General features: G+C 43.7%; 25 protein-coding genes and 1 other RNA gene. 15 read left to right on the top strand and 11 right to left on the bottom strand.

Annotated elements, in window-relative coordinates; translation table 11 throughout:
• Nucleotides 1–124: 124 nt before the first annotated feature.
• A complete protein-coding gene (locus P8X24_RS07095) occupies nt 125–580 on the top strand; it encodes a metal-dependent hydrolase (protein WP_372914872.1) in 456 nt (151 codons plus the stop codon).
• On the opposite strand, the gene pdo is transcribed toward P8X24_RS07095, so the two are convergent.
• Entirely contained in the window at nt 573–1,253 is a 681-nt protein-coding gene (gene pdo, locus P8X24_RS07090) for a protein disulfide oxidoreductase (RefSeq protein ID WP_372914870.1), read from the bottom strand. The genes P8X24_RS07095 and pdo overlap by 8 nt on opposite strands.
• A 132-nt stretch (nt 1,254–1,385) precedes the next feature.
• Here pdo and surR point away from each other — a divergent pair, with 132 nt between their 5' ends.
• Genes surR through P8X24_RS07075 form a run of 3 tightly spaced genes read left to right on the top strand, consistent with a single transcriptional unit; the run spans nt 1,386 to nt 3,443 of the window.
• Nucleotides 1,386–2,102, top strand: a complete 717-nt coding sequence (gene surR / locus P8X24_RS07085; protein WP_372914868.1) for a sulfur metabolism transcriptional regulator SurR — start codon at nt 1,386–1,388, stop codon at nt 2,100–2,102.
• Nucleotides 2,071–2,265, top strand: a complete 195-nt coding sequence (locus P8X24_RS07080; RefSeq protein WP_372914866.1) for a DUF362 domain-containing protein — start codon at nt 2,071–2,073, stop codon at nt 2,263–2,265. The genes surR and P8X24_RS07080 overlap by 32 nt, the downstream gene beginning before the upstream one ends.
• Nucleotides 2,262–3,443 carry a geranylgeranyl reductase family protein gene (locus tag P8X24_RS07075; protein WP_372914864.1) on the top strand — a complete coding sequence of 394 codons (1,182 nt, stop codon included), beginning with the start codon at nt 2,262–2,264 and terminating at the stop codon, nt 3,441–3,443. The genes P8X24_RS07080 and P8X24_RS07075 overlap by 4 nt, the downstream gene beginning before the upstream one ends.
• Here P8X24_RS07075 and P8X24_RS07070 read toward each other — a convergent pair.
• Entirely contained in the window at nt 3,427–4,200 is a 774-nt protein-coding gene (locus P8X24_RS07070; protein WP_372914862.1) for an NAD+ synthase, read from the bottom strand. The two genes, P8X24_RS07075 and P8X24_RS07070, sit on opposite strands and share 17 nt — an antisense overlap.
• Complete coding sequence (locus tag P8X24_RS07065; protein ID WP_372914860.1) at nt 4,197–5,147, bottom strand: tetratricopeptide repeat protein; 951 nt, start codon at nt 5,145–5,147, stop codon at nt 4,197–4,199. The genes P8X24_RS07070 and P8X24_RS07065 overlap by 4 nt, the downstream gene beginning before the upstream one ends.
• 52 nt (nt 5,148–5,199) lie before the next feature.
• Here P8X24_RS07065 and P8X24_RS07060 point away from each other — a divergent pair, with 52 nt between their 5' ends.
• The 9 genes from P8X24_RS07060 (at nt 5,200) to rnpB (ending at nt 12,089) form a co-directional block, all read left to right on the top strand.
• Nucleotides 5,200–5,652, top strand: coding sequence for a molybdenum cofactor biosynthesis protein MoaE (locus P8X24_RS07060; RefSeq protein ID WP_372914858.1), 453 nt, complete (start codon nt 5,200–5,202; stop codon nt 5,650–5,652).
• A gap of 95 nt (nt 5,653–5,747) precedes the next feature.
• Complete coding sequence (locus P8X24_RS07055) at nt 5,748–6,659, top strand: SPASM domain-containing protein (RefSeq protein WP_372914856.1); 912 nt, start codon at nt 5,748–5,750, stop codon at nt 6,657–6,659.
• 125 nt (nt 6,660–6,784) lie between these two features.
• Nucleotides 6,785–7,531: an ATPase domain-containing protein gene (locus P8X24_RS07050; protein ID WP_372915328.1), complete on the top strand. Its 747-nt coding sequence runs from the start codon at nt 6,785–6,787 to the stop codon at nt 7,529–7,531.
• A gap of 13 nt (nt 7,532–7,544) precedes the next feature.
• Nucleotides 7,545–8,303 carry an RAD55 family ATPase gene (locus P8X24_RS07045; RefSeq protein WP_372914854.1) on the top strand — a complete coding sequence of 253 codons (759 nt, stop codon included), beginning with the start codon at nt 7,545–7,547 and terminating at the stop codon, nt 8,301–8,303.
• Between the two features lie 33 nt (nt 8,304–8,336).
• The gene (locus P8X24_RS07040) at nt 8,337–9,488 is read left to right on the top strand and encodes a DNA-binding protein (protein WP_372914852.1); all 1,152 of its coding nucleotides are present in this window, start codon (nt 8,337–8,339) and stop codon (nt 9,486–9,488) included.
• On the top strand, nt 9,464–10,588 hold the full coding sequence (locus tag P8X24_RS07035) for a tripartite tricarboxylate transporter permease (protein WP_372914851.1): 1,125 nt from the start codon (nt 9,464–9,466) through the stop codon (nt 10,586–10,588). The genes P8X24_RS07040 and P8X24_RS07035 overlap by 25 nt, the downstream gene beginning before the upstream one ends.
• A gap of 32 nt (nt 10,589–10,620) precedes the next feature.
• Complete coding sequence (locus tag P8X24_RS07030) at nt 10,621–11,205, top strand: hypothetical protein (RefSeq protein WP_372914849.1); 585 nt, start codon at nt 10,621–10,623, stop codon at nt 11,203–11,205.
• The gene (locus P8X24_RS07025; protein WP_372914847.1) at nt 11,192–11,755 is read left to right on the top strand and encodes an aldolase; all 564 of its coding nucleotides are present in this window, start codon (nt 11,192–11,194) and stop codon (nt 11,753–11,755) included. Before P8X24_RS07030 ends, P8X24_RS07025 begins: the two co-directional genes overlap by 14 nt.
• Nucleotides 11,756–11,765: 10 nt before the next feature.
• Nucleotides 11,766–12,089: RNase P RNA component (gene rnpB, locus P8X24_RS07020), an RNA gene on the top strand.
• On the opposite strand, the gene priS is transcribed toward rnpB, so the two are convergent.
• Nucleotides 12,075–13,127 carry a DNA primase catalytic subunit PriS gene (gene priS / locus P8X24_RS07015; RefSeq protein WP_372914845.1) on the bottom strand — a complete coding sequence of 351 codons (1,053 nt, stop codon included), beginning with the start codon at nt 13,125–13,127 and terminating at the stop codon, nt 12,075–12,077. The two genes, rnpB and priS, sit on opposite strands and share 15 nt — an antisense overlap.
• Nucleotides 13,090–14,259, bottom strand: coding sequence for a DNA primase large subunit PriL (gene priL, locus P8X24_RS07010; RefSeq protein ID WP_372914843.1), 1,170 nt, complete (start codon nt 14,257–14,259; stop codon nt 13,090–13,092). Before priL ends, priS begins: the two co-directional genes overlap by 38 nt.
• A gap of 46 nt (nt 14,260–14,305) precedes the next feature.
• Here priL and P8X24_RS07005 point away from each other — a divergent pair, with 46 nt between their 5' ends.
• Together P8X24_RS07005 and P8X24_RS07000 are read left to right on the top strand one after the other, a co-directional pair.
• A complete protein-coding gene (locus tag P8X24_RS07005) occupies nt 14,306–15,364 on the top strand; it encodes a Clp1/GlmU family protein (RefSeq protein WP_372914841.1) in 1,059 nt (352 codons plus the stop codon).
• A 63-nt stretch (nt 15,365–15,427) separates the two neighbouring features.
• Nucleotides 15,428–15,895 carry an Lrp/AsnC family transcriptional regulator gene (locus P8X24_RS07000; RefSeq protein ID WP_372914839.1) on the top strand — a complete coding sequence of 156 codons (468 nt, stop codon included), beginning with the start codon at nt 15,428–15,430 and terminating at the stop codon, nt 15,893–15,895.
• Here the strand turns inward: P8X24_RS07000 and engB are convergent.
• The 6 genes from engB to P8X24_RS06970 form a co-directional block, all read right to left on the bottom strand.
• Entirely contained in the window at nt 15,867–16,442 is a 576-nt protein-coding gene (gene engB / locus P8X24_RS06995; RefSeq protein WP_372915326.1) for a GTP-binding protein EngB, read from the bottom strand. The two genes, P8X24_RS07000 and engB, sit on opposite strands and share 29 nt — an antisense overlap.
• A gap of 559 nt (nt 16,443–17,001) precedes the next feature.
• The gene (locus tag P8X24_RS06990; protein WP_372914837.1) at nt 17,002–18,192 is read right to left on the bottom strand and encodes a proteasome-activating nucleotidase; all 1,191 of its coding nucleotides are present in this window, start codon (nt 18,190–18,192) and stop codon (nt 17,002–17,004) included.
• A gap of 91 nt (nt 18,193–18,283) precedes the next feature.
• A complete protein-coding gene (locus P8X24_RS06985) occupies nt 18,284–19,372 on the bottom strand; it encodes an ABC transporter ATP-binding protein (protein WP_372914835.1) in 1,089 nt (362 codons plus the stop codon).
• A gap of 53 nt (nt 19,373–19,425) precedes the next feature.
• Nucleotides 19,426–20,295 (bottom strand): carbohydrate ABC transporter permease, encoded by an 870-nt coding sequence (locus tag P8X24_RS06980; RefSeq protein ID WP_372914833.1) that lies wholly within the window; start codon nt 20,293–20,295, stop codon nt 19,426–19,428.
• Nucleotides 20,295–21,233 carry a carbohydrate ABC transporter permease gene (locus P8X24_RS06975; protein ID WP_372914832.1) on the bottom strand — a complete coding sequence of 313 codons (939 nt, stop codon included), beginning with the start codon at nt 21,231–21,233 and terminating at the stop codon, nt 20,295–20,297. Before P8X24_RS06975 ends, P8X24_RS06980 begins: the two co-directional genes overlap by 1 nt.
• A 4-nt stretch (nt 21,234–21,237) precedes the next feature.
• Nucleotides 21,238–22,860, bottom strand: a complete 1,623-nt coding sequence (locus P8X24_RS06970) for an extracellular solute-binding protein (RefSeq protein WP_372914830.1) — start codon at nt 22,858–22,860, stop codon at nt 21,238–21,240.
• Nucleotides 22,861–22,894: the final 34 nt, after the last annotated feature.

Here is a 22,894-nt window from a genome sequence, read left to right as displayed (position 1 = left end):
GGTAAAGAACAATTTTGCAGCTTAAAACAGTTTCCTCTCGCACTTATTTCTGTTATCAGCCGTGTATAGGCTAGCTCTCTTCCTAAGGCTTAATGCTTATAAGTCAACCGGGAAATTTGAGAACATGGATCCAATTGAGCACGCTTCGATTCCAACTATAGCTTACCTCTCTTTCTTAAACCCTGGTCCCCTTAACTTGATAATGCTCATACTTGGCTCGGTGTTTCCCGATTTTGATGTTTTCGCTAAGGAGCACCGCTCTTACCTTCACTCGCTCCTCTTTCTAATTCCTCTAGCGCTTTTATCTCTCCTTCTCCCATGGCTAAAGATGTTTGCAGTTGGAGTTGCTTTCCATCTGGCTTTGGATGCCTTTTCCGGTGTGGTGCCCTTCCTGTATCCGTGGAAGAGGAAGGGGTATGGCCTTGAGCTCATCGTAAGGATGAAGGACTTCCAAATTTCAATAAGCGCAAGAATAGTTAGTGGTTATCCGACTCCAAAAATTGAGAGGACTTTAAAGCTAAACAGAAGCATCCCCTTGGGCCTGTTAACCTTGGCATTAATAATAAAAAGTTTCAGCTGAGGGCGGCGAGGAGCTTCTCTAGGAACATCTTCTCTGGATAAGCTCCCTCGAACTGAACCTTGTCTTCTCCGTTTACCTGGATGATTATCTTTGGAACGGCCATCACGTTGTACTGGTCAGCCCACTCTGGATATTCAATGGCCTCAACCATGTCACCAAGTATCTTGCCTTTTCCTGCCTTCGTGTTTTCTATTGCGAACTTGTGAGCCATTCTAACTGCCAGTGGACAGTAGGGACATGTTGGGGTTACGAAGACGAGTATCCTAACGTCTTTGCCAATCTTTGCAAGCTCTTCCTTGCTCTCGGGCATTAGGTCTGTTTGTGCATTGCTTACGTCGACTATATCCTCTAGGAACGCTGCAAATTCGTGTCCAGCTGGAAGGCCGAAGTACCTTACACCAAAGTCCTTTCCATCCTGGGTTATGGTCGTTGCTGGTGCCCTGTCGATCCTATATTTCTTGGCCAGCTCTTGACCTTCAGGCGTGTCGAAGTCCACTATCTCGTAGCTTAACTTATCAGATAGCTCTGAAAGCTCCTGAACGAGCTGCTTTAACTGATCACAGTACTGGCAGTGTTCCTTTCCTATGAAGACGATGAGCTTAACTGGATTGGTCATCTTTGAGAAGAATTCCTCCCTAATTATCTTCTTGTCAGCGTCACTAATTAGTCCCATTCCTCTCACCTCCATCTAAACGTTTATAACGCTAATTAGCAAACCTAAAGTTGGCTTTAATCAAGGTTGTCAACCGAAGGTTGAATGCACAATATATAAGCTTTGCGCCACACATGTGGGTAGGTGGTGAATATGGAACCTGACGTATTTTATATCCTGGGGAACAAGGTTAGGAGGGATTTGCTGTCTCACTTAACGTGTACCGAATGTTACTTCAGCCTTCTCAGCAGTAGAGTCACCGTTTCCTCCACCGCAGTGGCCAAGCACCTTAAAATTATGGAGAGGGAAGGCATTCTTCAGTCGTACGAGAAGGAGGAGAGGTTCATAGGGCCGACCAAGAAGTACTATCGGATTTCAATAGCAAAGTCATACGTTCTAACCCTAACCCCTGACATGTTCTGGTACAAGGGCTTTAACTTGGATGGGGCTGAGCTTAAGGACTTCCATGTGAACTTATCTTCCTTAAAGGAAAATCCCCAAGGATTAAGTGAAATGCTCTCCGAGTTCTTAAAGGCGAACAGGGAGCTAGGAAAAATTTTGGAGGCTTTCAGGGTCGTTGAAGCTTACAGGAATAAACTGATTAGGATGATAAAGGATGAATACTTAAAGACAATTGGGGATATGACTCAGCTGGCGATCTTGCATTACCTCCTCCTAAATGGTGAAGCCACGATAGAGGAGCTCAGCGATAGATTGAACCTTAAGGAAAGAGAGGTTAGGGAGAAAATCGAGGAGATGTCGCGGTTCATCCCAGTAAAAATGATAAATGATGGTAGGGTTCTTCTCGATGAGGCAAAGATAATCGAGGGTGGTAACAATGGGGAGGAAAATCCTGGTGAAGGTGAATGAAGACAAATGTTACCTTTGCGGTGGTTGTGCAGGTGTTTGCCCGACCCTTGCAATTGAAGTCTCCTCCTCTTGGCATTTTCTTGAAGACAAGTGTATTTCGTGCATGATATGCATTAAGGCATGTCCCGTAGGAGCCTTAAGCTATAAGGAGGTGTCAGAATGAGATACGACGTTGTCGTCGTTGGTTCGGGTATAGCTGGCCCTATCGTTGCCAGGAACGTGGCTAGAGCTGGTTTCTCCGTTCTTCTAGTCGATAAAAAGCCTGCAATTGGAACTCCAAAACAGTGCGCCGAGGGAATAAACATTAACATTTTCAAAGAGTTTGAAATTCCTTATGACAAGAGGTTCATTAATAGGGAGATTTATGGGGCAAGGATTTACTCTCCAAGCGGTTACACCGCGGAACTTAGGTATAAGGATGTTAGCGGTGTCATACTTGAAAGGAAAGTGTTCGACAAGATGCTCGCTTATTACGCTGCCAAGGCTGGGGCTGAAGTTCTAGCGAGAACCGAGGTAATTGACGTTCTGAGGGATGGTGATAAGATAGTTGGCGTGAAAGCCAAGCATGAGGGCGAACCTTTGGAGATTAAAGCTGATGTAATAGTTGCAGCTGACGGCGTTGAAAGTACTGTGGCGAGAAGGGCTGGAATAAACACATATGCCCCACCACATGAGTTTGATTCTGCTTATGAATATGAAATGTTGATAGAGGGCTACGATCCTGACTTAATTCACCTGTGGTTTGGCAATGAGATAGCTCCCCGAGGTTACGTTTGGGTCTTTCCCAAAGATGAGGATAGGGCCAACGTGGGTATTGGAATCAACTCTGATAATGAGAAAACGGCAAAGTACTACCTTGACAAGTGGCTCAAGGAAAATAACATACCCAGAAACAAGATTCTCGAGGTCAACGTTGGTTTAGTTCCAGTTGGAGGCTTCGTTAAGGAGTTAGTTAAGGGTAATGTTCTTGTGGTTGGAGATGCGGCGAGGCAGGTTAATCCAGTTCATGGTGGTGGGATGTACGAGGCCATGAAGGCCGCAACGATGGCTGCAAGATGGATTGTTAAGGCTCTGGAGGAGGAAAACATGGAGTTGCTCAAGAACTACACGAAGGAGTGGTGGGAAAGGGAGGGGCCAAGGATGGAGAAGTTGCTAAAGCTGAGGAGGGTAATGGAGAAGCTTACGGATGAGGACATAGATGTGTTCGTTCAATTACTGGGCGGGGCTGATTTAGAGAGGCTAGCTAGCGGGAACTACCTTGAGGTTGTTAAGGCCTTAATGAAGCATCCAAAAGTGTTAATGAGCAAGAGAAGGCTGGAAATCCTTAAGGCCCTGATATGAGGTCTTCGAAGCTTGGTCCCTGGGGCAACCTTCTCTTGTGCTCGCTACCCTTTACAAGTTTTTCCACGTGCTCTACCCTTTCCACAGGAATGCCGAGTTCATTCGCGATTTCTTCTTTTGACATTTTTAGGTCAACTAATCTCCAGAGAATTTCATCGAGAAGTTTGTAACTTATCCCAAGTTCCTCTTCATCTGTTTGTCCCTCCCAAAGTCCAGCTGAAGGCTTTTTCTTGACTATCCTTTCGGGAACGCCAATTCTCTTGGCTATCTCCCAAACCTCAGTTTTGTATAGGTTTATGAGAGGTGCATAATCACTAGCTCCATCTCCCCACTTCGTGAAATAGCCCGTTAGAAATTCACTCCTGTTGCTCGTTCCAAGGACTATCCTTCCCAGGGAGTTCGCATGTGCGTAAAGTATTATCATCCTTGTTCTGGACATTATGTTACCAAGGGCTTTTTTGCCAAGATTAAGATTTAGAGAGTTCTGGAAGGCATCAACAATACTCCTAATGTTAATAATTCTGTATTCTATCCCTAGGGACTCGGCAATTAGCTTTGCGTCCTCAACGTCTTGGTTTTCATAGTACGGCATTATTAGGCCGAGAACCTTATCCTTCCCTAAGGCCTTCACGGCGAGGTATGTAGCTGTTGCACTGTCGACTCCTCCACTTATTCCTATAACTACCCCTGGGCTGGCCTTCTCTTTGATGAACTGGACTATCCTGTCTATCGCGGCATCGTAATTTAACATCCTCATAGCTCGGCCTCCCCCAGGAATTCTAGAATGGAGGCAAGTCTCTCATCCTTTACCTTGGTTATTATCTCACTCACATCTTCTCTTCCAATCTTTCCATCCTTGTACAGGGCTATTCTCCTAACACCTTCAAAGAATCCTTCAAACTCGGGGATTGCGGCCTTAAACATTGGCATTGAATTATATATCTCCTCGAAGTCATCCTCTAGCATAAGTTGCCAGATTAAATCTACAAGACTGTCAAAGGCGATCTCAAAGAAATTTGTTCCCCTAGCTTCGAGGAGGGCATATAGGCACTCTTGCATTGCCGCTTCGTAATTTTCTTCATCCTCAAATATCTCCTCAAAGGCTAAGTGAATTTGAGCCTTAAGTTCTCCTCTTGGAACTTCTGGCAATAATCTTGCCAGCTTTTCTTTGGCCTTAACTTTCTCTCCAGCCTCAAAGATCAGATATCCTTCATAGATTTTAGCCCTAAGCAACTTTTCCCTATTGGTAGATTTCTCAAGGTTTTCTATGGTTTTTTTGATCATCTCTAAGGCTTTGTCGTATTCTTGCAGTTCTTCATGAACTGTTGCAATTCCAAAGTATGCTTCTCCAAGTTTTTCTGGATCTCTTTCGTTCTTGAGAATTTCCCTGTAAGTCTCTAGGGCTTTTTCTGGAAAGCCTAAAAGGTCGTAAAGATCAGCAAGTTCCATTAGTCCTTCGAATCCCTTTTTCCTTGCAAATTCTTCGAACTCTACAAGCTTATCAATCCCGAGGAACTCTGCATAGTAGTACGTAACGATCTTGTACAGTTCGAGATCCTCGTACTCCCTGGCTTTCTCTTCCGCTACTTCTAGCACTTCTTTTAGTTCTTCGTCGCTTAGCATGTCTATTTCCTTAGTTATCAAACCCTTCGCTTCATATAATCTTCCTTCTTTCAATGCTTTCACTATTTTTTCAGATTCCATTATTCTCCCCAAACAATTTTTAAATTCCAAGCTTAAATACATTGGGATATGTATGGGAGAGAAAGTTGGTCTATTCAAAAAGCCCAAAGATTTTAGCTTGGAGGAGGCCGTTGAGCTAATATCTTCGCCGGAAAGTGGTGGGGTAGTGATATTCCTCGGCAAGGTGAGGAATGAGAACTATGGGAGGAAAGTTGTGAAGCTAATTTACGAGGCCTACGATGAAATGGCCTTAAAGGAGATGGCCCGAATTAGAGAGGAGGCCCTCTCAAAGTTTCCAATAGGTGACGCCATAATATGGCATAGGGTTGGGGAGCTTGAGGTTGGGGAGAATACGATGCTGGTTGCAACTGCCGGTAAGCACAGGAAAGAGGCTTTTGATGCCTGTATGTGGATTGTTGATGAGGTCAAGAAGAGAGTGCCGATATGGAAAAGGGAGGTTACAGAAGAAGGCGAATTCTGGATTGAGGGCAATAAGCTTATTCCCGTGGATAAAAATACCAAGTAATATCACTTTTTCACATACTATTATTAGTTGTATGTAAAATCAGTATAGAAAAAGTTAATATAAATGCTGTGTATTCTTATTTTTCGGTGAATTATATGGAGAAAGCGAAGGCCCTTACTTATGAAATTCCTATAGGAGAGGCAAGGATTACAACAGTTTCAAAGCCTCCATGGGTAACTACTCCTCATAGAGGATCGCTAGAGAGAATGATACTTATGATAGGTGAAGGAAAGGGAATGTTCTCAGAATCATCATTTATCCCGAGAAGTCTTGGATGCATTGGTAATAATAAGCTGATTCTCTATAGGGATCCGGTTCCATTAAAAACATTCAAAAGGGTCATCGATGAATTCAGAAGTATAGCAAGAGGGGGAGAGGTATATATAACCAATTATGATGACATTGAAGATGCCATAGAACTTGCAGAGTATGCAGCCTCTAGGGGAGCTGAGACTTACGTAACTGTTGCTGTGGAGGATTGGGATAGGATCCCCAAAGAGAGGAAATTTAAGGTTATAGGTGAGGTGTTGTTTAGCGAATTGGATGAGGTTGGGGATTCTAATGTAGATACTTTACTAATATTGGCAACGTACCCTCAATATAAGGAACTCTTAAAGAAGAAGTTAGAGTTTCGGGGAGAAGTGTGGGTTGATATATTGTATCCAGGATCACTTAAGCTTATGGAGTTTAACCCCTTAGAGCTTAGAAAGGTCATTAATCCTACCTCGGTAGTGTATAACAATTGTATGGCGGGGCTCATAGCAATAACCCCTGAGGGTTTCGTTGTCCCATGTCCCTTACTTAGGAAGTTCATTGTGGGAGATATAACTCGAGAAAACTTAAGAACCATCCTAAGGAAGCAAAGGCTGAAGAAGTTTTGGAAGTTAACTAAGGATGCAATATCTCCATGTAAGACGTGCTCGTTGAGATACATTTGTCATGATTGTAGGGCTTTGGAGTATCAGGCAAGTGGAGATATTCTAGGAATTGAATTTTGTCCTTTGTAATTTAATTAATCTTTTCTTAATCTTGCCAAGATTACCTTAATCATTTCAACTTGTTATGGCAAAACCTTTATATTTTTGCGCTCAAGAACTATCGAATAAGTCAGGATTATCCTGAGGTGATGATAATGAGTTATCAACCTATTCGGAGAGTTAAAAGTGGCATACCTGGCTTTGATGAACTCATCGAGGGGGGGTTTCCAGAAGGCACTACTGTCCTTCTGACTGGTGGCACTGGCACTGGTAAAACTACATTTGCGGCACAATTTATATATAAAGGGGCTGAAGAATACGGTGAACCAGGGGTTTTCGTAACATTAGAAGAGAGAGCCAAGGATCTTAGAAGAGAGATGGCAGTTTTTGGCTGGGATTTTGAGAAGTATGAGAAGGAGGGAATGATTGCCATAGTTGATGGTGTTAGTGCTACTGCAGGTTTACCCAGTGAAGAGAAATTTGTTCTTGAAGATAGGTTCAACATAGATAACTTTTTAAGGTATATTTATAGGGTTGTTAAGGCAATAAATGCCAAGAGGCTCGTAATTGACTCAATTCCTTCGATTGCTCTTAGATTAGAAGAAGAGAGGAAGATAAGAGAGGTTCTACTAAAATTAAACACTATTCTGCTGGAAATGGGAGTTACAACTATACTCACAACCGAAGCTCCAGATCCACAGCACGGTAAAATAAGCAGGTATGGAATAGAGGAGTTCATTGCTAGGGGTGTTATAGTTCTTGACCTTCAGGAGAGAAACATTGAGCTGAAGAGGTATATTCTTATTAGAAAAATGCGTGAAACTAGGCACTCAATGAAGAAGTATCCTTTCGAAATTGGTCCTAATGGAGTCGTTGTTTACCCAAGTGGGGAAATCTACTGAGCGGGGGAGTCCAATGTTTGAAAACAGTGATGAAAAAATAGAAAAGGTAGTTGAGAGAATCCCAACTGGAATAATAGATGACCTTATAAGTGGGGGTATACCTAGGGGAAGTGTCGTTCTTTTAATAGGTGATCCTAAGGCTGGTAAGAGCACTTTCCTGACACAATTCGCTTTCAATCAGCTTAAGTTAGGAGTACCTGTAATTGGAGTTTTAATCGATATATCAAAATATGAATTTATAAGCAACGCTCTTGATTTTGGTTGGGAATTTATGCCGTTTCTTGATGAAAAGATAATACTCCTTGATGCGTATAGCCAGAGGCTGAGAAAAGCTCCAAAATTCTCTTTTGATGAAACAGTAATAACTGATCTAAGTGATACTACAAGACTACTTGATGCGATTAAGGACACAACACTAAAGATACTTTCAACAACTCATGTAGATAAAATAGTAGGCTTCATATCTTCTATGACTCCCATATTCTTTGAAACTTCCAGAAAAGAAATTTATAAATTCCTAGAGGAGCTGAGGGAATTTGCCCACAGGAATAGGCAGGTCTGGATTCTTGAAATGAACTCCGGAATTGAGGAGCCGTATGTCGAAATGATGGTTAGGGCCATAGTTGATGGGATAATAGAGTTAAGATTAATGGAGGAAGGAAAGACTCTAAGGAGGTACCTCAGAATTTATGGCATGAGAAGGACGGCTCATAGACTTGATTGGATCGAGTATAATATAACCCCTGAAGGTATTAAATTGCTTCTAAGGTAAAAATATTTAAACTAAAAATGCAAAGAGTAAAATATGAGATCAGTTGACATTGCATTAATATCATTAAGCTTAGTGTTCTTAGGTCTTGCCTATATAGCTTCAGACGTGGAGCCTGCCAGTATTGAAGAGGCGGGAGAAGGTAGGCTAGTTGAGTTCACTGGAGTTTGTGCCTATTCTTCCGATGGATTTAGCATATTAACTGATGGAAGGTTCTCTGTTCCAGTCTTTTCAGATCTCAAAGTTGGGAAAGTGTATAGAGTCATTGGGATATATCGGGGGAGTGGTATAAAGCCTAGAAAAGTGGAAGATGGTAAGATAGAACTTGAGGAATATGAAGGAGCATACTGGGTTGATTATTATCCGTCACTCCTAACCCCGAAGAAAATTAAGCTTAAGTTTGAGCTTTCTGGTGTACATGAGGGGGAGCTTGTTAGGGTTAAAGGAGTTTTCTTTGGAAGCAAGCTCGTTCCCGTTGAATATCACGTGATTGGGAATTTGACATCACCAAAAGATGGTTACCCTTTCAAGTTCAAGGGCATTGTTCTATACGGGGGCAATCCTGGGATAATATTCTGGAAAAATCGAAGTGTAAAAGTGTACCTGAGGGATAATCAGACTTTAATTCCTGGGAGGGTCGTCGAAGTCCTTGGGATAACAAGGGTTGCGGGTAGAATAACTGTTTACGCTTCGGTGGTTAAGGATGTTGGAAGTGCTAATATCTCAGAAAAACCCAGAGTGGGGGAAATTGTGGAAGATGAATGTAGAATAGTGCAGAAACTGGAGGATGGGGTTAAGTTAGAGTGCCTCAATTTACCACTCTCCAATGTTATGGGGAGAGTTGGGGATAAAGTAAAATTCAGAGCCCTGAGGAGATTCTCTGACTACTTATGCTTGAACTATACCCTCTTTCCCAGGGAAAACTTGGGTAACATGATATGCAGTCCTAAGGTTGGAAAAGCTGGAAAAGTTTCAGGAGTCGTCGAGAACGTAAAAGAAGTTAGAGGTAGAATCATCGCTCAGGTTAAGCATGGGAACTGTAGAATCCTTCTTAAAGTAAAACCAGACGTTAAAATTGGGGTTGGAGATAAAGTTGAAGCATTTGGCGTGTTCTCCACGTACTACAAGAAACCAGTCTTGATCGTTGAAGAGGAGGAAGATATATGCTTGAACTCTTCCTGCAGATGATAAAGGGGGTCGCATTTGGAACACTTACTGGACTGACACCTGGGTTGCATGTGAATTCCCTAAGCAGGTTATCCCTTCCAGTTCCAACGCTATTCGTGATGGGTTTAGTCCATACATTCTTGGATTCAATTCCCTCGGCACTATTTGGTGTTCCCGATAGTGATGACACGGTTCCTTCTCTCCTCCCTTCTCACAGGATAGTACTCCAGGGAAGGTTTGGAGAGTTGGTTAGGCTGTCCGTTACTGCAAGCACAATCGCACTAATACTCGCGGTTTTGACATATCCCCTTTATTCCTTTGTCGCTCCTCTCTACAAGTTTAAGGTTGGATTGGCATTCATTATGTTCCTTTCGCTCTTCCTAATTTTCTCTCAGAGGAATAAGGTTGGTGCCCTTTTTATATTCCTCCTTTCAGGATTTCTCGGTTATTGTGCATTCAATATGCCCCTCAGAGATCCTTTTTATCCGCTCTTTACTGGGCTCTTCGCTCTTCCCCTCTTAATAGAGTCCTACCTAAATCCTCCAAAGGAAATAAAAGTAGAAGATTCAGAATTGAGTATTGGGATCCTAAGGGTGTTAAAGTTTAGTGCTCTTGGAACATTTTTTGGTGCTTTGGCTTCACTCTTACCAACGTTAACGGCTGGTCAGGCCTCACTCCTGGGATCGAAGCTAACAAAGGATGACCTTGACTACTTGACGATAATATACTCCACGAATACCGCTGCTTATGCCTTCTCGCTCGCAAACCTCGCTCTCACAGGTAAGACCAGGAATGGTGTTATGGTTGCGATTGGTGAAGTTTCTACTTCGGAGCTTCTTTATCTGTATCTTCTTGGAATCTCTGCAGCCCTAATAATCATGGCCTTTGCACCCAGGATTGCAATTCTTATGGGAAAGGTGGCATTCAGGTTTTATAGGAAGGTCATTATGGCGATAATACTGTTCTTGTTTGTCTTGGGTTACCTCTACAATGGGCTTCCTGGGGTATTTTTAATGCTCTCGTCAATGTTCCTGGGATTCCTCGCTCCAAGATGGCAGGTCTTTAGGGTAACTTATATGGGGGTTCTAATGCTCCCCGTGCTCGTGGAAAGTATTATTTAGACCTTTAGAATAGCTCGATAAAGGGGAGAAAAATGGACGTCTATGAGCCTATAATGGGGGCTTTCCCAATAGCTAAGAAGCTCTGGAGGGCAATAGTTGAGAATAAAGGCTTGCCGTCCCCTGATACGGTAGGCAAGATGCTAGAGAGTATAGGATTAGAGAAGTTATTTCTCGGAAAGGGGTTGGGACTTTTCAGAAACAACTTTGTCATAGCCCTCCTAATCCCGAGGGAGAACATGATAGTTGTGGACTTCATATCCGCCACGGGGGATTTAAGCGATGCCCTTGAACTTATAGCCTATTATGACCGAGAAATAGACTGTTACGTTGTCGAGATGATTCCCGCAAATGAGCTTGAGTACGAAGAAAACCTCGGAGTTGAGCCTGTTATAATCGATGCAAAAACTTTCGAGCTTAAGAGTTATCCTGTGCTTGGAGAGTTTAAGCAAGGGAAGAAGACCATAATCCTAAAGGTTGACAATGAAACTTACCGGCTTTGGAGGGAGAGTGGAAAGCTTAACATCTGCCCTGTATGCGGCGGAGAACTCAGGTGGAGGGAAAAGAAGGCCATATGCACCGATTGCGGGATAGAGGTGATGATTGATGAAAAACGTTAAGGCTAAGCTAGTCTACTACTCAAGGCTTGCCCACAAGAAGGGGTTGACTGGCTCTTTTGGAGGGAATATAAGCGTTAGGGTTAGGGATTACATTTTTATCAAAGCAACCGGTTCCGTGATGGAGGAGATGAGTCCTTCCCAGGTTGCGGTAATGAAAATTGATGGATCCATTGTTTCAGCTATAAGACCTTCATCCGAGTACAGGCTCCATCTTGGTGTCTACAGGAACAGGGAAGACGTAAGGGCCGTCGTTCATCTTCACCCTCCATATTCAATTACCCTTTCTATGTTTGAGAGGGAAGTTCCTATGCTGACCCCGGAGGCTCAGCTTTACCTTTCAAAGGTTCCCGTCCTACCTTTTAAGCCTGCAGGTAGTGAAGATCTCGCTAGGCAGGTAAGTGAGGCTATAAGGGAGTACGATGCTGTAGTTCTCGAAAGGCACGGGATAGTTACCGTGGGCAGAACCCTGAGGGAAGCCTTTTACAAGGCGGAGCTCGTCGAGGAAGTTTCAAGGCTATGGTACCAAAAGTTTATAGCCTCTAGAGAGTAATGAGGAGCAGGCGAGGGGGCTGGGGGCTGTCGGGCTCGACCCGAGGAAGTTCCGCCCACCGCACCGGGGCCGCGGTGCCGTAAGGCACCTCCCGAGAGGGAGGGCAACGGCACAGAAACGACACGTCCCTCGGGAGATGTGGATGAAAGCGGCGAAGGCTCCCGGCGACGGGAGCCGAGTTAACCCGCAGACAATCCCGAGGGGAGCGGTGAAACGGCCGTCCCGCGGGGTGCAAGGCCGAGAAAGGGCCGATGAGTTCCCGGTGTGAGGCCCGTGGTAGGCCGCTTAGTCGAATGCCCCCGGAGGTACAGAAGGCGGGCTATAGCCCCCTCGCCTCATCTAACTCCTCCCACCACTTCTTGTAAGCTTCCCTTACTTCTTTCTTTCTGAATTTTGGAACGGCATGCCTAAAAGGATTGAACTTCATGACTTCTCTTTCCGTGGTTCCTACGTACTTCGCAACTAATCCCACTTTGGAATGTAGAGTTGAGGGTAGCCTTAGTATCCTCTTTATATCTACCGTAACCCTTCCGTCAAAGTACGCTTTAGAGAACCTTGTTGACAGCGCGAAGAGCTTTGCCAGAGTTTCAACCCCAACTCCCTGGGGGAAGGAAGCTAGGATGGCATTTCGCACGAATCCTCTATAAATTTCTTCTTTTGAATTGATTATCCTCTCAGCAATGTCTCTTCTAATTCCCATATTTTTCAGGTGCGGAAACTTTACTCTTAAGATAAAGTATCCGAATCTAAGCCTAAAAACCCTGGGGTAGGAATGGTTTAGGACGAACCATCCTCTCTTCTCAATTAGAAGCTTCCTAAACTCGGATACATCCTCAATCTCACTGGCAGAAACAAAGGCTAGTATCCTTTCCCTTGCTTTTGAATCGAGGTTTAATGCCCATTCATCTAAAACTCTTATGTGATAACCTCTCCCAGAATATATAACGTGAACGTTTTCAAATCCTAGCTCTTCTTTCAGTATGACTAGGGTATCTTTGGCGAGCTCTTTTGCATCGTTGAGGCATATAGGACAGACAGTTCCAGGTTCATGGTTACACCGTTTCAACGGGAGATCTTTAGCGTCTATGTCGAACACTATTTCTGCCCCAAGCCATCCTTCCATTTTCTCTGGTTTTTCGTAGAGGGCTACGCTGGAGTAGACGGCGTAGGGTGATGTTGCTCTGATGTAGTCTTCTAAGTCCCTTAAATCACTATAGTGGTTTTTTCTATCGTTGGGCCCCTCTCCAGTGTGATCAAATCCAAACTCCCTATATTCAAGGGTATCCACGATGAAATCGGGAATATCTTTGGCATTCCACTCTTCCTTATAGAACTTACTCCTTTCCTCCTTTGTTACCTCCCTTAGGAGCATTTCTCTTACCCTCCATGTAAAGCCTCCTGAGGTAGTAAGTCAAGGGGTTCCTGATGTACTTGCAGTGCTTATCCGGGGTGCAGAGTTGCGGTGCATTCGTCCTTATTTTCTCGCAGTTAGGTGGGAAGTACCATGTTGAATTTCCACTGTCCTCAAGCGTTGGGTTCGCTGTATATCCGAAGCCCAGGTGGTACCATATATTCTTAATTTCATTAGGTTGATCCTCAAATAATGGTGGCGTGCAACGGTTCGCCGCTTCGATTATCATAGGAAGTATCTCATCCTTTATTACCTTTAAATCGTCTATGCAGTCCCTAACCCTTACGTTCCTCTTAGGGGGGTTAGGGCATATCCTTGCATAGCTCAAGAAGCTCGTGAGCAGAACTGTAATAGCGTAGTTCCTGAGCCCCTGTGGCACTCCTTTTAGGGCGTTCTTCACACAGGGTGGGAATAGTTCGGGCTTTAAGATGCCTGACTTGACATCTTTGAATCTGGCCTTGAACTCTTCCTCTGCAAAGCTCCTTATCTCTCCCAACAGTTCGGTGTAGAATTCTGGGAGGTCATCTCTGATTTCGTAGAGTAGGTTAACTGCCTTTTCGGTGTTCCTCTCAAATGCCATCTCCCAAATCTTCATGAGGTCTTCCTTTTTTAGGTACACAAGCCCTCTATAGATGTAGTAGTTGGAGAGCTTTTCCCCAGGTAAGAGCTCCAGAAACTCTGAAATTTTAATTGTGTATTCTGGCAATCCCCTAAAAACCCTCTCAAGGGCCTTAACGTCATCAATTGGGAACTCTACTGCTAGCTGAATTGGAAGGCTTATCTCTTCGGGCCTAATTTTCTCGGTTCTTCTAATTCTCTCTGAGTATATTATTAAATTAGCCTTCTTTACGAGCTCCAACTCCAGACCATAGGGGGAGAACGCTAAAGCTCCAAGTAAAGCGTAGAACTGGGCGAGATCCCTTATATCTTGAACGTCCATAAAGCTACTAGCATCCTCCCTATACTTGACAACCTTTAACCTTTCAACGACCTCCTCAATGGTAACTATAGTGGGTATAGCATTCATAAATTCATTTATGGATCCGAATTCTTTTAGTAGGTCTTTTGCTCTCTCACTGAATGGGTCAAGCATGCTGATAGATAATACCATTGCGATAAAATATTAACGGGTGGTATGAATGGAAGTCAATAAGGCTTCTTTTACGAGGGAAGTTCCCGAGGACAGGAAGGATGCTCTAATGAAGATATTATCACTGCGGAAACCTGCTAAGGTTATGATAATTGGGGATGTTGACACGGGGAAGACGACGTTAGCTGTTTATTTGGCAAATGAGCTAATTTCTAATGGTTTAAGGGTGGCAATTATTGATGCTGACGTTGGGCAGAAGGGCATCCTTCCCCCTGGAACTATAAGCTTGGCTCTAGTTGATTCCCACTTCTCATCCATGGAGGGCCTTAGAGCTTATGCTCACTACTTCGTTGGTAGTATAACTCCAACTCAATTTTTTGGAGAGATGGTTGTGGGGGTAAGCAAGTTAAGTGAAGTTGCCAAGAGGCTTGCTGATGTTGTCCTTATAGATACAACGGGGATGATTTACGGTTCTGGAGTTGATCTCAAAAGAATGAAAATTGAGGCCGTTAAGCCGGATTTGATCTTGGCATTGGAGCGAGAGGATGAACTTGAACTAATTCTAAGGGGTTATGAAGAGATAACGATGAAGCTTCAGGTCAGCGAGCATGCAAGGGACTTCTCCAGAGCGGAAAGGCGGGCAATAAGGAGAGAGAAATGGAAAAAGTACTTTGAGAACGCAAAGTTAAGAGTGTTTGATCTTTCAAATGTTGCTGTTACGGGAACTTCTCTGTTTCAAGGTAAGCCAATAAGTGAGGGGGAGAAATCCTTACTAGAGAAGCTTTTTAAATGGATAATCATCCATGGTAGGAGAATTGGGGATAAGTATTTCGTTGTTAAGGCTGACGTAGTTGAAGGCCCCAGGAATATTGACAAAAATGTCCTGAGGTTTCTTGACTTCACAAAGTTGAGCAACCTTCTTATTGGATTAATCAACAAGGAAGGCTTTTGCTTGGGAGTAGGAATACTGAAAGGAATAAACTTCGCTGAAGGAAAAATTGAATTACTTACCCCTGTTGAAGAACCTGTGGCTGAACTTAGGTTCGGGAGGATTAGGGTTAGGGAGGATGGTGAAGAGCTTGGACTCCTTGACAGAGATGTCCTTTAGCCAAAAGATTTATGAAACCAGTAAAGGACTTATGTTTGTAAAGTTCAAGGATGGTGTAGCTCTATGACAAGGGAAAAGGTCGAGCTCACCAATAGACAGGTTGAACTTTTAAGGAAACTGTACAGAGAGGGGAAAACGATAGAGGTTCATACCGTCGAAAAAACCCAAGACGAACTTGCTGAAGAGCTTGGAATAACAAGACAGGCATTGAGCAATCACTTGAAAGTTCTAAAAGAGCTGGGGTATATTAGGACTGGTAGGGGTTTTATAGATCTAACTGAGAAAGCCCTTGAGCTCCTGGGTGAGAAGAGGGGAGATGTTTTTATCTTCGTTAAAATAGAGCCTACGAAGAGAAAGCATGTTTACGATGCAATAAAGAAGCTTAGGGTAAAGAAGGTTTACCGTGTAACTGGGGACATAGATCTGATAATAGAGGCTGATAAGAGTAGGCTTGATGAGATATTAGAAGAGATTGCAGCTTTGGAAGGTGTTAAGGAAACTATCACTCACGTTGTTCTCGGCCTTCTTTAGACAGCTTTTCATGGATCTTCTTTTTTAGTAAATCAATATTATCCCCAAACTTTGCAGAGATGGGGACAAAAACTTCGTCAATTTTATCCCATGGCACTCCGAACTTATCCGCGAGGAAGTATAGTGTTCTTTGAACGTTCTTTATCTTGTCCAGCTTGTTCACCGCAACTATAGTTGGTATCTTGAGCTCCGTAAGGAAGTGATAAAATTCGACATCAATTGGTATCTCCCCTCTCTTTTCCCACCTCTCAATTATCTCGGGAGCGGCCTTACCATCAACTACAAGAATAGCTAAGTCTATTTTATCGGCATTGTCCTCTATGAAGTGCACAATCTCATCCTTTATCCTTTCCTGAACTTCCTTGGGTAATCCTGCCATGAATCCGAATCCTGGCATATCTATAACCTTGTGCCCCTTCCACTCTATCTCGATGATCTTCCTTGTCACTCCGGGCCTCTTTCCTCGCCTAACTCTCTTACCCGTAAGCTGATATATTAGGGTGCTCTTACCGACGTTTGACCTTCCTACAAATATTATCGTTGCCATCACAACTTTCATATCCGCTATTCTTAATAAATTCAACTATATTCTCCGGCATGGTGTGTTTGGCTCTCTATTTCCAGCCTCTTGGATGTAGCTATGGGGATTTAGCCGTCTCGATAATATTCGTAACTTAGACCTTTACAGATCCTCTTACAGCGAAGTTCGGATATAGAAAGACCATATTCCTAGCAGTGTCGTTCTTCATGATAATAAGGACAATTCATATCCTTCTTCCTTTATTCCTCCCTATTCTTGCCTTGTTAAGCTTGGGATTGGCATGCCCTTGGAATGTCTTTTGTGGATATCTAAAGGATATAGAGTCACTGCTACACAATTAGCTTCACTTTCTTTTGAAAGCCCTGCCCTTCAGGGCGAAAAGGAGGTCAGGAGTTGGGGGTATTGCTTTCTCCCTATTGGACAACACTTATATTCCCGCTTCCTCGCGATAATCCTGATATCTTTAAATATGAAAACCCAGGTATGGGATTTCACTGTGTACGTCAGTTACTTCACGGAAAACGATATATCAACGGCACTTTGCGGAAATATATGAGAAGAGGGATCAGCCGTAGATGACCTCATGCGATAATATCTGCTGAATCAGCTTCCTTTCGTTTCCTAGAACCTTGTCTATTGCCTTAAGAAAGTCTTCCTGAGTTACGTACGTTCTCCTGTCCCTAATTGCAAACATTCCTGCTTCCGTTGCTATTGCCTTTAGATCTGCACCACTCGCTCCCTCGGTCATTTCTGCTATTATCCTAAGATCCACCCCTCTCATCTTCATTCTTCTCGTATGAACTTTCAAAATTTCAAGTCTACCCTCGAAGTCCGGTAATGGTACTTCAATTAACCTATCGAATCTTCCCGGTCTAAGCAGTGCGGGATCGAGTATATCTGGCCTGTTGGTCGCTGCTATAACCTTTACATTACCTCTCGGATCAAATCCGTCCATCTCTGCTAGAAGTTGCATTAACGTCCTGTTGACTTCCCTCTCACCGCCGGTTGTTTCATCCATTCTCTTTGCACCAATAGCATCAATCTCATCAATGAATATTATCGTTGGGGCTTTCTCCTTTGCCAGCTCGAATAGTTCGTGAACGAGTCTTGCTCCCTCACCGATGTACTTCCTCACGAGCTCACTTCCAACGACTCTAATGAACGTTGCGTTGACCTCATGCGCTAGGGCTTTGGCCATTAGAGTTTTACCACACCCTGGGGGCCCGTATAGGAGGACGCCCTTCGGTGGGTCTATACCTACTTCTTCGAATAACTCTGGATGCTTGAGCGGTAGCTCTATGGCCTCTCTTAATTCTTGCAACTGTTTCTTTAGGCCTCCAATATCGTTGTACGTTACCTTTGGCCTTTCTATAACTTCAAATCCTAAAACTGTTGGATCCTTTGAGGTTGGAAGTATCTCAACTACTGCCATTGTTCTCTGATCCAGGGCAACCCTTGTCCCTGGCCTCAGCTTGCTTCTGTCAATCCATGGGGCTATCCTCACGACGAACCTTGGTCCATTGTAGTTCTGCACTATTGCTCTATCATCATCTAGGACTTCTATCACGGTGCCCGCAAATGCTGGTGGTTGCCTCAGCCTTGACATCTCGCTCCTCAATCTAGAAAGCTCTCTCTCAAGTCTCTCCTTGTCGGCTTCAAGCATTCTCACTTGGAGTTCAAGCTGTCTTATTCTCCTCTTAAGATAAGTTATGTAATCATCGTAATTTCCCTGAAATTGAACTTCATCTCCACTCATAATTTCCACCTCTCACCTAGGTATAACTCTAAATGAAGCTACTTCTTACTCCTTTATAAAGGTTTGTTCAAAAATGAAAGAAATTTTGGCCTTATCCGGCCAAAAACTCTAAGGCCTTTTCGGTTTTCTTATCAAAAAGAACGAGAAGGTCTTCCTTGACTTTAATGGTTACCTTCTCTCCGAAGTTGAAGTGTTCTCCTTCCGGCGCGAATACTTTGACTATCGAGTCATTAACTGATATTGTTACTATCTGCTCCCTTCCGAGAGGTTCAAATGAGTAAACTTCTCCAACAATTCCTTGGGATATTCCTTTTTCAACTTCAGCATCGTGAGGCCTAAATCCTAGATAAACCTCCTTTACGCCAGTTTTCTCAACTATCTCTCTGTACTGTCTTGGAATTGGAATTGCACTTTCCTCAGTTATGACTAATTTTCCATCTTCGACTTTCGCCTCTAGAAAGTTCATCGGTGGGTTGCCTAGGAACCCCCCTACGAACTTGTACTTGGGCTTGTAGTAAACCTCATCTGGTGTTCCAACTTGGAGTATCTTGCCTTCCTTGATCACCGCAATTCTGTCTGCCATTGCCAGTGCTTCGGCTTGGTCGTGGGTAACGTAAACGGCAGTAATTCCTAGCTCCTTCTGCAACCTCTTCAATTCCGCCCTAACTTCAAGTCTGAGAAGGGCGTCTAAGTTGCTAAGAGGTTCATCTAGGAGTAGGACATCAGGCTCCTTCACCAGAGCTCTCGCTATCGCAACTCTCTGTTGCTGTCCTCCGCTGAGTTGCCACGGGTACCTCTCGAGGAGCCTGTCAATATGAAGCATCTTAGCGACTTCCCTAACCTTTTTGTCAATCTCCTCCCTAGGAGCTTTTCTGAGCTCTAATGGAAATGCTATGTTCTTGTATACGGTCATGTGTGGGTAGAGTGCCCAGTTCTGGAAGACGAGACCTACATTTCTGTCTTTAGGTGGTAGCTCGGTGACATCTCTATCGTCAAAATACACCTTTCCTGAGGTTGGCTTGTATATTCCTGCGATGGTGTACAGGAGCGTTGATTTTCCGCTTCCTGAAGGTCCCAGGAGTGCCATGAACTCCCTATCTTTTATCTCAAGATTAACGTTATCTAGGGCCGTGAAATTCCCAAACTTCTTAACTATGTTCTCCAACCTCACACTAACCATGTTATCACCTCTTTTGCGGGCTGGGAGTCTTGCCCTTTAGGGCGGGGAGGAGGTCAGCCTTTAATTCCTCCTGAATACCCTCTCAACAGGATTTGTTGGGCCGTAAGGAAGAAGATTATCGTTGGGAGTAGGTAGAGAGTCCCAGCGGCTGCGATTAGGGGCATGTGGGTGTATTCTGCTTCTATATTTGCCTCAATGAAAGTGGCCAACGTTTGGTCGATTAGGAAAGTTCTCACGTAGATTATATCCTGCCATCCAGCTAGGAACGAAAATAATGCTACTGCAAGTATCCCGGGCTTTATTAGAGGTAGCATGATTTTCCTCCACACGGTTATTCTTGAGGCTCCGTCAATTATACCGCTCCACTCAAATTCCCAGGGAATAGTATCGAAGAAGCCCTTCATAAGCCAAACTGACATAGGAACCTCTAGGGCGGCTCTTGCAAATATCACGTAGATAAAGGAATAGAGCCTAACAAAATTCTGTCCCTCAGGGAATGATAATCTATACAACAAGTAAACTCCGACAATTAGTGCTACCCCAGGAAACGCATGGAGTAGCATAAGCGAAACTATCATCCATTTTCTTCCTTTGAAATCCATCCTCGAAAGGGCATAACCTGACATAACACTGATAAGGGTTACCAACCCAGAAACTCCCAGGGCAACTATTAGTGTGTTTAGGATTATTTTGCCCATGTTTACCTTAACTCCACCAGTAATTGCTAGTTTTCCCTTAAACACATTAATCCAGTTCTCTATCGTTGGGTGGAAACTCTTGAAGTCAAAGTTAGTGATCATATCCCTACTGAAGCTTGAGAGGATTAGGAGGGAGAATCCTATAATTAGGGGCAATGTGGCCAAGAATATTGCTAAGATAAGTGCTCCTTCGTACTTCTTTGGTCTTGTTTCGACGTCCTTCATCAAAGGTCACCTCTTGGCTTTTTGATCATCTTCTCAAACTGAAGCACCTTTAACGTTATAAAACCGCCAATAATTCCCAGAATTGAAAGGATGACTGCAGCCGCTGCCGCTAATCCTTGGTCTTGCTCCCCTCTACCAAAGGCTGTGTTAAAAACGTACAATGCTAATGTAGTTCCATAATCCCTGTCCACTAAGTCCCACTCAACTAATAGGAAGAGGTGTGGATAAGTAGTTAGCAAGCTCAAGAACTGCCAAGTTAGTACATAGAGGAAATGCCACTTCATTAGGGGGAGAAGGATTTTCTTTGAAATTTCCCATGCAGAAGCCCCATCAACTCTCGCCGCTACAACAAGCTCTCTTGGGATCTGGTTTAACGCGGAAGTAAAAACTATCATTCCAAAACTAACTCCAACTAATCCGTTAACAAATATTATAACGCTCCAAGCTCCCCACGGGACTATTTGACCCCAGGGAATAGGTTGATTAATTATGCCAAGTTTCATCAAGATGGAATTCAGTGTTCCAATTGGGCTACCATGGAAGAAATAGTACCACACTAAACTGTAAACTGCAATAGGGGACATCCTGGGGAGGAGCCAAAGAAGTCTAAACGCTGAGGCTGGCTTCTCACTCATGAAAAAAGTCCCAAGTGCCAATCCCAACCCACCAAAGACATTAATTATGAGCGTTATTAATACGAAGACGATAGTCGTTAATATCACAGCTTTGAATGTTGGATCATACCTGAACATGTGTATAAGCCTTTCATAATTATAGAAGCCAACAACTTGATGAAGGTACTTATCTACATTCCAATTTCTCATTCCGGTAAAGCTTATGTAAATAGTCAAAACTAGGGGGATTAGGTAGAATAACACGACCATAAATACCATGGGAAAAAGAAAGAAGGAAAGATCCCTAAGCTTTTCATTCTTCATTTAATCACCCCTGAGGGAACTTCCAGTCCTTTGGAATCTCTCCCTTGATTTCAACGTTATCTGCGAGCTCTTTGTCGGCCTTAATTTTGTCCTCTATGAAGTTAATGGCCTCTTCTGGTGTCATATCTCCTCTCAGCACCTTGTCAACGGCCTCTTTGAATATATCGGCGAGAGCTGGGTACTTTGGATGTGCTGGAGCTAGGTGGGTGTATTCTAGCATGTAACTAACGTCTGCTAAGAACTGGGCGTTAATTGGGTTAACGGTCTTTTCAACTATGTCCTTTATGTTGTCTTTGACTTCTGGAGCTAAGTCTAGGTCAAGGTTCTTGAGCTTGTTAAGCCAGCTCTCATCCTTAATTAACTTAGCTGCCTCCTTTCTAACTGGTAAGTGGGCTGAGATAACGCTGTGGATGGCATTTATCTCTGGATCACTGGCCTTTATTACCATTAGGAATGCCAACGCATGGTAGACGTCCTTTAGCTCCTCATACTTTGGATTTAGCTGGCCGGCTTTAGAGTTTATCATCCAAATGAAAGGCTGGCTGAGTGTTACTGGCTTGTCCCCCTTCTCTCCGGCTGGGAATAAGGTGTAAGCAAACCATTCCTTTACTTCTTCCGGCTTAAGACCTCTTCCGTGGTAGTACTGTTTTGTCTGCCACTCTGTCCAGTACCAAGTGCCACCAATATCAAAGAGTGTTCTCCCCTCAACTATCGTGGGGTGGATCTGTTTTGCCCAGTCCCAGCTCATAATGTCTTTTGGTAATAGCCCATCTTGGGCAAACTTCCACTCAACATAGAGCCACTTATATACTGCTGGAACATCAAGAACAAGCTTTCCTGTGTCTGGATTGTAGAGCTTTCCGTTGAATGCGAAAATGAACTGTATTAGGTCTGGGTGTGCTGACCCTTTTCTGTGGATTAGACCCCACTCAGAACAATCATTATCCTTGGCTTTCTTGGCCCAGTAATATACGTCACTCCAGGTAAATTCTCCATTCTTGACTTTCTCTGGTAGCGTGTCTACATCTAAGCCTGCGCACTTAGCCACGTCCTTTCTTACATATAGCGGCCTGGCCTCTGTATCTTGGGGTAGACCGTAAAGCTTACCCTTGTACTTTGCTGCCTCAAGCAAGTTTGGATAGAAGTCATTTATTACGTCCTGATAGGCTTTTGCATACTCAGTTATGTCGAGAATGTAACCTTCCTCTGCCAATGTTGGCAGGAATGCATAGCTATTCACAAAGAAATCGCCAGCTTGGCCAAGAGGCTGCTTGCTTAAGAACTCCTGATATTGATCCTTGAAGCTCTGATCGTACTTGGTTGTAACCGTTATATTTACTTTAATCCCGTTTTGCTCCCAGATTTTATTTATTTTGTATGCTGCATCCACTATACCGTAAACCCTCATGACACTGTTTGGGTCTCCTGAGCCCCATGCGGCAAATTTCACCTCATTAATACCGTTTTCTTGGAGTATTTTTCCGATCTCTATGATGTCCTTGGTAAAGTCGCCAGTAAGTGTAACTTTTGATACCTCTGTCTTAGTTTCTTGGGTGCCTCCTATACATCCACTTGCTACAATGGCAAAAACGAGAACCGCCATTGATAGGATACCCTTCCACTTCATGGTATATCACCTCTGGAAGCAATCAAAGGGGTAG

Origin of the sequence: Pyrococcus kukulkanii (assembly GCF_041647995.1) — an archaeon.
Classification (GTDB): Archaea; Methanobacteriota_B; Thermococci; order Thermococcales; family Thermococcaceae; genus Pyrococcus.
The sequence above is the reverse complement of the archived record's forward strand: the minus strand, read 5'-3'. Positions and strand labels throughout refer to the sequence as shown.

Coding starts and splice junctions, on each gene's coding strand:
- P8X24_RS07040 (WP_372914852.1), top strand. CDS start 8,337: ATGAGATCAGTTGACATTGCATTAATATCATTAAGCTTAGTGTTCTTA.
- P8X24_RS07060 (WP_372914858.1), top strand. CDS start 5,200: ATGGGAGAGAAAGTTGGTCTATTCAAAAAGCCCAAAGATTTTAGCTTG.
- P8X24_RS06980 (WP_372914833.1), bottom strand. CDS start 20,295: ATGAAGGACGTCGAAACAAGACCAAAGAAGTACGAAGGAGCACTTATC.
- P8X24_RS07045 (WP_372914854.1), top strand. CDS start 7,545: ATGTTTGAAAACAGTGATGAAAAAATAGAAAAGGTAGTTGAGAGAATC.
- priS (WP_372914845.1), bottom strand. CDS start 13,127: ATGCTCCTAAGGGAGGTAACAAAGGAGGAAAGGAGTAAGTTCTATAAG.
- P8X24_RS07035 (WP_372914851.1), top strand. CDS start 9,464: ATGCTTGAACTCTTCCTGCAGATGATAAAGGGGGTCGCATTTGGAACA.
- P8X24_RS07075 (WP_372914864.1), top strand. CDS start 2,262: ATGAGATACGACGTTGTCGTCGTTGGTTCGGGTATAGCTGGCCCTATC.
- P8X24_RS06970 (WP_372914830.1), bottom strand. CDS start 22,860: ATGAAGTGGAAGGGTATCCTATCAATGGCGGTTCTCGTTTTTGCCATT.
- engB (WP_372915326.1), bottom strand. CDS start 16,442: ATGGCAACGATAATATTTGTAGGAAGGTCAAACGTCGGTAAGAGCACC.
- P8X24_RS07065 (WP_372914860.1), bottom strand. CDS start 5,147: ATGGAATCTGAAAAAATAGTGAAAGCATTGAAAGAAGGAAGATTATAT.
- P8X24_RS07095 (WP_372914872.1), top strand. CDS start 125: ATGGATCCAATTGAGCACGCTTCGATTCCAACTATAGCTTACCTCTCT.
- P8X24_RS07070 (WP_372914862.1), bottom strand. CDS start 4,200: ATGAGGATGTTAAATTACGATGCCGCGATAGACAGGATAGTCCAGTTC.
- P8X24_RS06990 (WP_372914837.1), bottom strand. CDS start 18,192: ATGAGTGGAGATGAAGTTCAATTTCAGGGAAATTACGATGATTACATA.
- P8X24_RS07000 (WP_372914839.1), top strand. CDS start 15,428: ATGACAAGGGAAAAGGTCGAGCTCACCAATAGACAGGTTGAACTTTTA.
- P8X24_RS07050 (WP_372915328.1), top strand. CDS start 6,785: ATGAGTTATCAACCTATTCGGAGAGTTAAAAGTGGCATACCTGGCTTT.
- priL (WP_372914843.1), bottom strand. CDS start 14,259: ATGCTTGACCCATTCAGTGAGAGAGCAAAAGACCTACTAAAAGAATTC.
- P8X24_RS06985 (WP_372914835.1), bottom strand. CDS start 19,372: ATGGTTAGTGTGAGGTTGGAGAACATAGTTAAGAAGTTTGGGAATTTC.
- P8X24_RS06975 (WP_372914832.1), bottom strand. CDS start 21,233: ATGAAGAATGAAAAGCTTAGGGATCTTTCCTTCTTTCTTTTTCCCATG.
- surR (WP_372914868.1), top strand. CDS start 1,386: ATGGAACCTGACGTATTTTATATCCTGGGGAACAAGGTTAGGAGGGAT.
- P8X24_RS07005 (WP_372914841.1), top strand. CDS start 14,306: ATGGAAGTCAATAAGGCTTCTTTTACGAGGGAAGTTCCCGAGGACAGG.
- P8X24_RS07030 (WP_372914849.1), top strand. CDS start 10,621: ATGGACGTCTATGAGCCTATAATGGGGGCTTTCCCAATAGCTAAGAAG.
- P8X24_RS07055 (WP_372914856.1), top strand. CDS start 5,748: ATGGAGAAAGCGAAGGCCCTTACTTATGAAATTCCTATAGGAGAGGCA.
- pdo (WP_372914870.1), bottom strand. CDS start 1,253: ATGGGACTAATTAGTGACGCTGACAAGAAGATAATTAGGGAGGAATTC.
- P8X24_RS07025 (WP_372914847.1), top strand. CDS start 11,192: ATGAAAAACGTTAAGGCTAAGCTAGTCTACTACTCAAGGCTTGCCCAC.
- P8X24_RS07080 (WP_372914866.1), top strand. CDS start 2,071: ATGGGGAGGAAAATCCTGGTGAAGGTGAATGAAGACAAATGTTACCTT.